Consider the following 8,850-nt stretch of genomic DNA (forward strand, 5'->3'; position numbering starts at 1 on the left):
TGTCGACAAATTTGCGCACTGCATCGGCACGGTTGGCGATTTCGCCGTAATAGCGAACCTCGCCTTTGCGGCCTGCTTCCGCCAGACCGATCGCGATTTTTTCCTTACTCACATCCAAACCAACGTAAAGTGCGATATCATCGACCACGGCTCGTCTCCTATGTTTGAGGCTCTGGCTCTGCAGCTAACCCTCGTTCTGAACATAATGCGAGACGAGCCACCCTGCCGGCCAAGGACATGGGGTCTCATGGCTTCCGAAAGGAGGCGGTGATGAGTGATTTGTTTTTGCCGCGCTCGCCGCAGAAGGCCCCAAACCTGATCGTATCATGATCGATGCGACGCATCTGAAGACATATAAGGCGGCAGCAAGCTTGCTAAAAAAGGGGCTGTTCCCCGTCGTGCCTGGCGAATCAAAGGCGGACCGAATTCCAAGCTTCATACCGTTTGCGACGGTAAGGGGCGTCCGATCATGATGCTACTCAGCGAAGGGAAGATGAGCGACCATATGGCTCTCCAGATGATCTTTCTCTCTTGCTCCCTATCGGTTCACCGGTTGAGATCTTCATCGGGAAGTGGGTGAAAGAATGGATCGGCGGGGGGCTTACGCAGACGTTCGGTTGCCGAGGACAAATTTGTAGCGTTCCGGTCGAATGAAGAACTCTGACCTTTCGGCGCAGGTACCGTTATCGAAATATGACGTTCGTTCGAGCACCAGTAAGACCGCATTTGCCGCCGCTCCTGTCAGCGACGTAATCCGAGGCGAGACAGCGCGCGCGCCGATCGCAATTTCGGCGGAGGTAATGTTGGTACCGGCTCTGTCTTTGAGAAGCGCATAAGTCGGCTGTTGTTCAGCGATCTCTCGCCCAAGGTCCGACATGAAGGCCGGCAGGAGACTTCTGCCCAAGGCAATAGGGTCGTCGCCCACCATGTGAAGCCGCTCAAGAAGCGCGCATTTTTGTCCGAATAGCTGGACAAAAGCCTGCGGCGTTTCAATGGCGGTCAGATCGACAATCTGCATCGTGGCATCGAAGCCCTGGACTTTCAGCGACTCATGAAAGCTACGCAGCGTATCGATCTGGTGGCGCACCTGCTTGCCGGCGACGAAAGTACCTTTGCCTTTCCGGCGTTCGATCAACTCGTCCTTATCGAGCTGTTCGAGCGCCAGCCGGACGGTGACGCGGCTGACATTGAAGCGGGCCATGATCTGCGCTTCCGAGGGGAGTCGCCCGGAAGGCTCGTACGTCCCTTCGGCAATCTCGACACGAAGGCGATCGGCGATCTGGAGATACATCGCCACCGGGTTGTTCCGTATCAGGTTCATTATTTTCCATCGGGGTTAAAAAGACCACGGACTCTCTGAGCTTTAGAATAGCGTTCCCTCTTGCTGCCGGACAAGGAGAACTCCTCACGTTGATAACATGTATTATAATGTATTAGAAATTGGACAATTCCAATCCGAGATCGTTCGAAGACAACATGACATCTCTACTTGCACCACGGCAGCTTTCTTCAGGTGCCGCCTTCTCAGTGGATGGCATGGCTTTCGCCTATCTTGAAAACAGGCGCCGCATATTCGAACATTTCTCACTGGAAGCCCGTCCGGGAGAATTCGTGGCGATCCTCGGTCCGTCCGGTTGTGGCAAGTCAACGCTCCTTAATCTTCTCTCCGGCTTCCTGCGCCCGCAAGCGGGGTATATCACTATAGACGGCGTGCCTGTTGCGCCGGAACATCCGGCTCTTGGATATGTATTTCAGTCGCCAAACCTCTTCCCTTGGCTGAATGTCTTGGAAAACGTCCGCTTTGGCCTGCGCATGAATCGCCGTGGATCTCCGCAGGAGCAGCGAGCCATCGCGCTGCATTTTCTGCGGCTTGTCGGCCTGGAACAACAAGCGGAGGAGCCGCCTCACCGGTTGTCGGGCGGGCAGCGTCAACGGGTTGCGCTTGCGCGCTCACTGGCGCTCGAGCCACGTCTTCTGCTCATGGACGAACCATTTGCAGCACTCGACGCCATGACGCGCACGGCCCTTAATGACGAATTGCTTCGTATCTGGTCGGATTTGGGACAGACCGTCCTGTTCATCACTCATGACATCGACGAGGCGATCTATCTCGCTGACCGGGTTCTTGTCCTTGGGCTGCCGCCGGTGGGCATCACGGCGGAAGTGGCGATCGATTTTCCCCGTCCTCGCGATCAGCGAGGCACGCGCGCCAATCCATTGTTCGCGCAAATGCGCGAACGGCTCTCGGAGGAAATCGCAAAGGTCATGACCAGCAATCAACGCGTTACCTGAAGGGGACTATCGGATGAAACGCATTCTACCTGCAGTTCTTCTCGCACTTGCGGCGGCTTTGCCGGCCCATGCCGAGGATACGCAGCCGCTTCGCATTGGTTGGGTCCAGGCTATGGCGAATGCGCCTGCCTTGATTGCCGAGGAGAAAGGCTACTTTCGGGAAGAGGGGTTGAACGTCGACCTAAAGGGTTTCGGCGATGGTCCGGTCATCCAGCAGGCGGTGGCCGCGGGCGAAATCGATGTGGCCTATATCGGCGCCCCGCCGGTCTATCAATGGGCGGCACGCGGTCTCGATGCGAAAATCATCGCCAAGGTCAATTATGGTCAGGCTGCCGTGATCGCAAAGGCGGACGGCCCCATCCACCTGCTTTCCGATCTTAAAGGCAAGAGGCTTGCCGGCGTCAACAGGGGCAGCGGCATGGACGTGCTGCTACGTGGCTTCGTCCTGAAAGAAGCCGCCGGCCTCAGCCCGGACACGGACCTTGCGCTGTCGCAGATGCCCGTGGGCAACATGAATGCCGCCCTTGATACCGGCGTCGTCGACGCGGCCTTTTCGTGGGAACCTTTCATCAGCCAATCTGTGCTCCGCGGAACGGGCCGCGTCGTGTTCGACGTAAACAACGCCCTGCCTGGCTATCCGTGGTATGTCGTAGCAGCACCTGCCAAGACGCTGAAGGAACGCCCGGACGATCTCGTGAAATTGTTGCGAGCGAATTCGAAGGCGATTGCCTTTCTACAAGAGCATCCCGCAGAAGCCAACCGGATCATCGCCCGGAGCCTCAAGCTGGAACCCTTGAAGGCCGTGGACGGAAGCGTTGTTCCGCCAGAAGCGATCGTTGCAGAAGCAAGGAAACGCCTTGGCTGGTCGGGGAAAATCGAGCCGTCTGACCGTGCTTTCATCCAGCGCCTCATCGACTACTCCGTCGCCCTCGGCTTTCTCGACAAGCGGCTGAATGTCGACGAGATCATTGATGACAGCTTCGCCGCAAAGGCGACCGCGCAATGATGAGATCCGATCGATGAAGAAGTTGGCAGCGCGGCAGTGCTTTCCGCAACCGTCCTGGCGCTGGGCAGCGCTTCCATTCCTGCTTGTCGTGTGGTGCCTCGCGGCAAGCAGGGTTCCGTCCTATGTGCTGCCGCAGCCGTGGGATGTGGCGGCCGAAGGGTTTCGCTGGCTCCGGTCGGGTGAGTTGGGCCACCAGGTAGTGGCGAGCTTGTTGAGAGAATTCGGCGGCTTCGGCGCAGCCGTCGTGGCAGCGGTGCTCATCGGCGTATCCGCCGGACTTTGGCGGCCCTTCCGTGAATTCGTCCAGCCTCTCCTCGCCCTCTTCATGGCTATCCCTCCGATCGCCTGGGCGCCGCTGTCGCTGATCTTCTTCGGCCTTGGATATCTCTCCATCGCCGTCGTGATATTCATCGCGTCTGCCTTTCCAATGGCCGTGACGATTCAGGAAGGCGTGCTTTCCATCAGCGATGGGGAGGTGCGCGCGGCACGTATTCTGGGTGCAAGGCGACTGCAATTGCTGGCCCATGTATATCTTCCGGCCTCTCTCCCTTTCCTGATTGCTGCATTGCGCATCGGCTTTGCCCAGGCATGGCGCGCGCTGGTGGCAGCGGAAATGATCGGCGCCTCGCAAGGTATCGGCTGGATGGTCGCCATGGGAGGGCAGCTCGGCAATTCGGCGCAGGTGCTTCTCGGCATCGCGATCATAGGACTTACCGCGTGGCTGATGGAGAGCCTCGTATTTCGACGGATAGAGCGCCGCTACGAAGGCTGGCGCGGACAATAACGGACCTTTCCCATGACCGAGATTTTGCCACATGAGATATCCCAAGCCACCGCTCATTCTCCGGTGGGCCTTGCTGATCACTTCGATACTCTACCCTTTCTCGGCCGTCTGATCTGTCAGAGGCAGACGCTGACCGCGGGCGAGTGGACCGAATTGGAGCTCGTTTATGAGGTCGGCGCTGTCGGTCTCGCAGACGGCGCGTGGCTGAAGCTCGCCTTCAAGTTCTATTCCGACTGGGCGCTGTTCCAGACAACGGACCCGACGGGTGCCAATTATGTTTCCGCCGAATACCATGCCGGCCCTCTGGTTTTGGGGCAAAGCCCGAGCACGGTTCAAGCACTGAAGGTGCGTTTCGATCAGAAGGGACACGAACGTCCTTTCCAGAAGGCTGTCATCATCGACGTCGTCGACGGCTATCTCAATCCCGGCGACAGGATCGTCATCCGGCTGGGCGATCGGCGGCAGGGCGGCGCCGGCACCCGTGTGCAGACCTTCGTGGAGAAGGCGTTCCGTTTCCGGCTATTCATCGATCCGCTGGGTAGCTCGAAATTTGCGGAAGTGCCTGGCGACTGCAAGCTGGAAATCTTGGCTGGTCAGCCGCATGCCGTTCAGGTCATCGCGCCGCGGCTGATCGGCCTCGGTCAACCCTTCGATGCGATCGTCCGCGTCGACGACATATGGGGAAATACCTGCCACGATCGCAACTTTCAGGGTGCGCTTGTCATCACTGCCCCGGATGGGGGGCAACGGACAGAGCTGGTGGAATTCGCAGCGGAAGGCTGGACGTTCGCACGGATTTCCGGCCTTTCCTTCGCGGAAGCTGGCGAGTGGAAACTGGAAGCGCGGCTGAACGGGGCCTCCTCCGTTGCTCCGGCTGTCGCCTATGTGCAGAGCGAAGAGGGCGCCTTGCGTCCTCTCTATGCGGATCTGCACGTCCATTCCGACGATACCGTCGGCACGAATGACGCGACTTACAATCTCACCTACGGACGCGACATCGCTGGGCTTGATGTTGTGGGTTACACCGTCAACGACTTCAATATCACCGAGGCGAATTGGGACGAGGCCGTTGGGACCATCCACGATCTCAACGAGCCCGGTCGCTTCGTCTGCTATCCAGGCACCGAATGGTGCGGCAACTCCGCTGCCGGCGGCGACCGCAACGTCGTCTTCCTGCGCGATGGCAAGCCCCGGTTTCCCTTCGACGAGAACGGGAGGTCCCTTCGCTCTTTCGAATGGAATGAGACGACGGCTGGAGCGATCCGCCCTGGTATCTGGCCGGTGGACCGGCTCTATGCAGCGTATGAGGACGATCCAGAAGGTCATTTGCTGATCCCGCATGTCGGCGGCAGGCGCTGCATTCTGGACTGGAATCATCCGGAGCTGGAGCGCCTCATTGAGGTCGGTTCCTCCTGGGGTCAATTCCATTGGCTCTACACCGAAGCTCTAGCTCGCGGATACAGGGTTGGGGCTTCCGCGGCCAGCGACGAACACCAAGGCCGTTGCGGTGGCGGTGCGCCGGCGACTGGGACTTTTGGCTCACGCGGCGGGCTTACCGGCGTCATCACTGACCGTTTCGACCGCTCCGGCGTTGGCAAGGCGCTTCGGGCGAGACGTACTTTTGCGACGACGGGCGAACGTAGTTTCGCCGTTCTATCGCAAGGCACGCATTTCATGGGCGAGGTGTTCAATGCCGCGTCCGAAGAGCCGCTCTCTTACCGTTTGCTTGGCCACGCCGGCTGGGAGGAGGTTCAGCTCTTTGATGGCGACCGCATCGTATGGCATCGCGATCTTCACGCTGAGGCTGGATTTAGCGAACGGAGCGTGCGAATCCGCTTTGGCGGCGCACGGATCAAGGATCGCTATCGGGCGGCCTATTGGAGTGGGGAGGTGGCTGTCACCGGGGCCGCGCTCCTGGATGCACATGGGGTCGGCTTCGACCATCCGGAACAAAGCGTATGGCGTACGGGCCTCGGCACTCTGGGTTTCCGAACGGCAACGCATGGAGATATCGATGGTATCGAATTGAAGCTCTCGGACCTTCGTGACGCGCGCATCGCCGTTGCTGCCAAGCTCCACGGCTATAGCAAGATCGGGGATCCGCTGCAGCCGCCGCCACATGCCCATGCTCCGGAAGTGTTATTGGAGGCAAGCGGAAGCGAGTTGATCGCAAAGGGCTCTATCTCGATCGATCTTGCCGGTGTCGAGCTACGTCTCCTGTTGGAGCGCGTCACCGATTACCATCTCCCACGCGATCTCTCGGGCGAGATACCGTTTTCGGGACTTGGATTGAAAGATGGGCGCGAACACCCGCTTTTCCTTACCGCACGTCAGCGGGATCAATCCCGTATCTGGACGTCGCCGTTATTCGTGACCGCCCAGTAGCTGGAGCTGCCAAGTCCAATCAGCGCTTATGGAATAATGCCGGAAGCGAAGGACTTTGCGACTGTACAAAGCCGCAAGGCTTGATGGGATGCAACACAGGTGCACGACCTGATTATTGAGTCACATCGCCTCTAGTGTTGGGGAGGATCGAGCCCATCTTCACAATTCAACGAACGCCCCGACCTGTGACTATAATGGTTGGGGCATTCCGTGACAGATTGGTGACTGCAAACATAGGTCGCCGGTTCTGTTCCAATCAAGAGAAAGGGACGGAAAACCCGTGAGCATTCATTGCTTGTTTCAGGATTTAGTTGGGCAGGTTCGCCGGTATGTGCATTAAAACGCCGGCCCTTTTGGCCGCAGTCCGAAGCCGTTTGTCTCTGGTCCACAAGGCTGCCCGCTGATCAAGGAGGGCCGATGCCAGCAAGTGGGCGTCCGTGTAGCCAATACCCATGCTGAAAATACCGTGGCGATCGATCATTGTCATGACGTCGTCGTGGGTTGCAACAACAGCTGAACGCTGAGCCGTCAAAAAAGATATCACGCTGCTGCGATCTCGAAGACTGCCGAGCGCAAGCTCGCCGATCACGGCTGGATGGCAAAGTAGGCGATCGTCTTCGATAATCTTGCGCAGCTCTGAATCGGCTTTACGGAAGTGATCTATCCAGATCGAGGTATCCGCCAATATCACTTGGCCGCCGAGCTCCGGCGGCGTGGAGCTGCCTCGGCATCGGGCATGGTGCCTCCGAGCGCAATGAGACGTTTCCCCGATTCTACGCGAACAAGCGTCTCCAGTGCCTGGCGGACGAGCGCTGCGGTTTCCTTAGTGCCGGTTAAAGACCGAGCCTTTTCCATAAGTGCGTCGTCGAGATTGATGGTCGATCGCATGGTGTCACTTCCTCTATCAATGTGTGCAAATTAGCACCATTTGGTGACAAAATCTATGCCTCACTGCCACTCTCATACATTCGGTAGTCCCATAACTGAAGCTTCTGAGCGAAGTGCTTGCCCGATACTGGCACTAAGCTTGTTGCGCGATCAGAGGCGAACGAAGCGAACCTTTCCCGGCGCTCACGAGGCGCCGTGATTTTATCGGGGGCGTCCAGCTGCAAAAGTATCCTTCATGCCATTCTTACGAATTCGCGACCCGACCTCTGGAACATAGATGTTCGGCGCCGCCGGGATAACTCGCCGATCCGGGACTCTACTCAAGGTGTTGTTTTTTCGCTTTTCGACCGGAAGCAGGTTCGGCTTTTCTTAACCATATTGCTGTTTCTTAGGACCATCGAAGCGGCGAGTTAACCTTAACGGATTGGGTTAACAGGCATGATGCTGAATGCCGTTACCGGTTTTAGGTCCGGAATGTCCCTTGATTTAACCACTGCCAAAAGGGGCAAATATTATGACGAGCATTCTTACCAATAACGCTGCAATGGCTGCCCTCCAGACGCTGCGTGGCATCAGCAGCAACCTGCAGCAGACGCAGAGCCACGTATCGTCGGGCCTGCGCATCTCCAAGGCTTCCGACAACGCCGCTTACTGGTCGATCGCCACCAGCATGAAGTCCGACAATAGCGCCATCGGCGCTGTTTCCGACGCTCTCGGCCTCGGTGCCGCCAAGGTTGACACGGCGACCACYGCCGCTACCAGCGCCATCGACATCGTCGGCCAGATCAAGAACAAGCTTGCGACCGCCATGGAACCGTCGGTCGACAAGAAGTCCGTCCAGGAAGAAATCACCCAGCTGCAGCAGCAGCTGCAGAGCGTTGCCCAGTCGGCTTCGTTCAACGGCGAAAACTGGGTCATGGCTCAGAACGGTGGCTCGGCTTCGGTCGTYTCCTCCTTCATCCGCGGCACCAACGGCACGGTTTCGATCAGCTCGACCTCCTACAAGTTCGACTCCAGCTCGGTCGGCAACGTTCTGTTCGGCACGACCGCAGCCGGCGCGCTCGACACGGCTTCCGGTATCCTTGGCACCAAGAACACCACCGTCAACGCTTCGGTCTTCAGCCTGGACATCAGCAAGATGACCACCGGTCAGATCTCCAGCGCCCTGAACATGGTTCAGACCGCTCTGAACTCGATGATCAGCATGAACTCGAAGCTCGGTTCGATCTCCAGCCGTATCAGCCTGCAGACGAGCTTCGCTTCGTCGCTGTCCGACTCGATCCAGTCGGGCGTCGGCAAGCTGGTTGACGCCAACATGGAACAGGAATCGAGCAAGCTGTCGGCTCTGCAGACGCAGCAGCAGCTCGCCGTCCAGTCGCTCTCGATCGCCAACTCCTCGAGCCAGTCGATCCTGTCGCTGTTCCGCGGCTAATAGCAAGCGTCGGCGTCCAACGCCGGCTGAAATACGCAATGACGACTTCACCGCGCCCTCCCT

8 protein-coding genes are annotated in these 8,850 nt (G+C 58.3%); 5 read left to right on the top strand and 3 right to left on the bottom strand.

Features of this window, described 5'->3' with window-relative positions; translation table 11 throughout:
- Positions 1 to 601: 601 nt before the first annotated feature.
- Positions 602 to 1,321: a GntR family transcriptional regulator gene (locus tag QD409_RS34770; RefSeq protein WP_092852889.1), complete on the bottom strand. Its 720-nt coding sequence runs from the start codon at positions 1,319 to 1,321 to the stop codon at positions 602 to 604.
- A gap of 155 nt (positions 1,322 to 1,476) precedes the next feature.
- On the opposite strand from QD409_RS34770, the gene QD409_RS34775 reads away from it, so the two are divergent.
- From QD409_RS34775 to QD409_RS34790, 4 genes are read left to right on the top strand one after another with little or no spacing between them, the layout of a single operon-like run.
- On the top strand, positions 1,477 to 2,292 hold the full coding sequence (locus tag QD409_RS34775; RefSeq protein WP_092853022.1) for an ABC transporter ATP-binding protein: 816 nt from the start codon (positions 1,477 to 1,479) through the stop codon (positions 2,290 to 2,292).
- Between the two features lie 13 nt (positions 2,293 to 2,305).
- Complete coding sequence (locus tag QD409_RS34780) at positions 2,306 to 3,298, top strand: ABC transporter substrate-binding protein (RefSeq protein ID WP_092852887.1); 993 nt, start codon at positions 2,306 to 2,308, stop codon at positions 3,296 to 3,298.
- 13 nt (positions 3,299 to 3,311) lie between these two features.
- Complete coding sequence (locus tag QD409_RS34785) at positions 3,312 to 4,082, top strand: ABC transporter permease (protein WP_092852885.1); 771 nt, start codon at positions 3,312 to 3,314, stop codon at positions 4,080 to 4,082.
- Between the two features lie 12 nt (positions 4,083 to 4,094).
- Entirely contained in the window at positions 4,095 to 6,467 is a 2,373-nt protein-coding gene (locus QD409_RS34790; RefSeq protein WP_092852883.1) for a hypothetical protein, read from the top strand.
- 307 nt (positions 6,468 to 6,774) lie between these two features.
- On the opposite strand, the gene QD409_RS34795 is transcribed toward QD409_RS34790, so the two are convergent.
- Positions 6,775 to 7,158, bottom strand: coding sequence for a type II toxin-antitoxin system VapC family toxin (locus QD409_RS34795; protein ID WP_092852881.1), 384 nt, complete (start codon positions 7,156 to 7,158; stop codon positions 6,775 to 6,777).
- On the bottom strand, positions 7,155 to 7,355 hold the full coding sequence (locus QD409_RS34800; RefSeq protein ID WP_092852879.1) for a type II toxin-antitoxin system VapB family antitoxin: 201 nt from the start codon (positions 7,353 to 7,355) through the stop codon (positions 7,155 to 7,157). The genes QD409_RS34795 and QD409_RS34800 overlap by 4 nt, the downstream gene beginning before the upstream one ends.
- A gap of 514 nt (positions 7,356 to 7,869) precedes the next feature.
- On the opposite strand from QD409_RS34800, the gene QD409_RS34805 reads away from it, so the two are divergent.
- Entirely contained in the window at positions 7,870 to 8,787 is a 918-nt protein-coding gene (locus QD409_RS34805; RefSeq protein WP_430764967.1) for a flagellin, read from the top strand.
- The last annotated feature ends 63 nt before the right edge of the window (positions 8,788 to 8,850 follow it).

The sequence above is a fragment of the Rhizobium sp. BR 315 genome (genome assembly GCF_050577975.1).
GTDB lineage: Bacteria > Pseudomonadota > Alphaproteobacteria > Rhizobiales > Rhizobiaceae > Rhizobium > Rhizobium miluonense.

Excerpts from the sequence above, each read along its gene's own strand:
- QD409_RS34770 (WP_092852889.1), bottom strand. The coding sequence starts at position 1,321 with ATGAACCTGATACGGAACAACCCGGTGGCGATGTATCTCCAGATCGCC.
- QD409_RS34775 (WP_092853022.1), top strand. The coding sequence starts at position 1,477 with ATGACATCTCTACTTGCACCACGGCAGCTTTCTTCAGGTGCCGCCTTC.
- QD409_RS34780 (WP_092852887.1), top strand. The coding sequence starts at position 2,306 with ATGAAACGCATTCTACCTGCAGTTCTTCTCGCACTTGCGGCGGCTTTG.
- QD409_RS34785 (WP_092852885.1), top strand. The coding sequence starts at position 3,312 with ATGAAGAAGTTGGCAGCGCGGCAGTGCTTTCCGCAACCGTCCTGGCGC.
- QD409_RS34790 (WP_092852883.1), top strand. The coding sequence starts at position 4,095 with ATGACCGAGATTTTGCCACATGAGATATCCCAAGCCACCGCTCATTCT.
- QD409_RS34800 (WP_092852879.1), bottom strand. The coding sequence starts at position 7,355 with ATGCGATCGACCATCAATCTCGACGACGCACTTATGGAAAAGGCTCGG.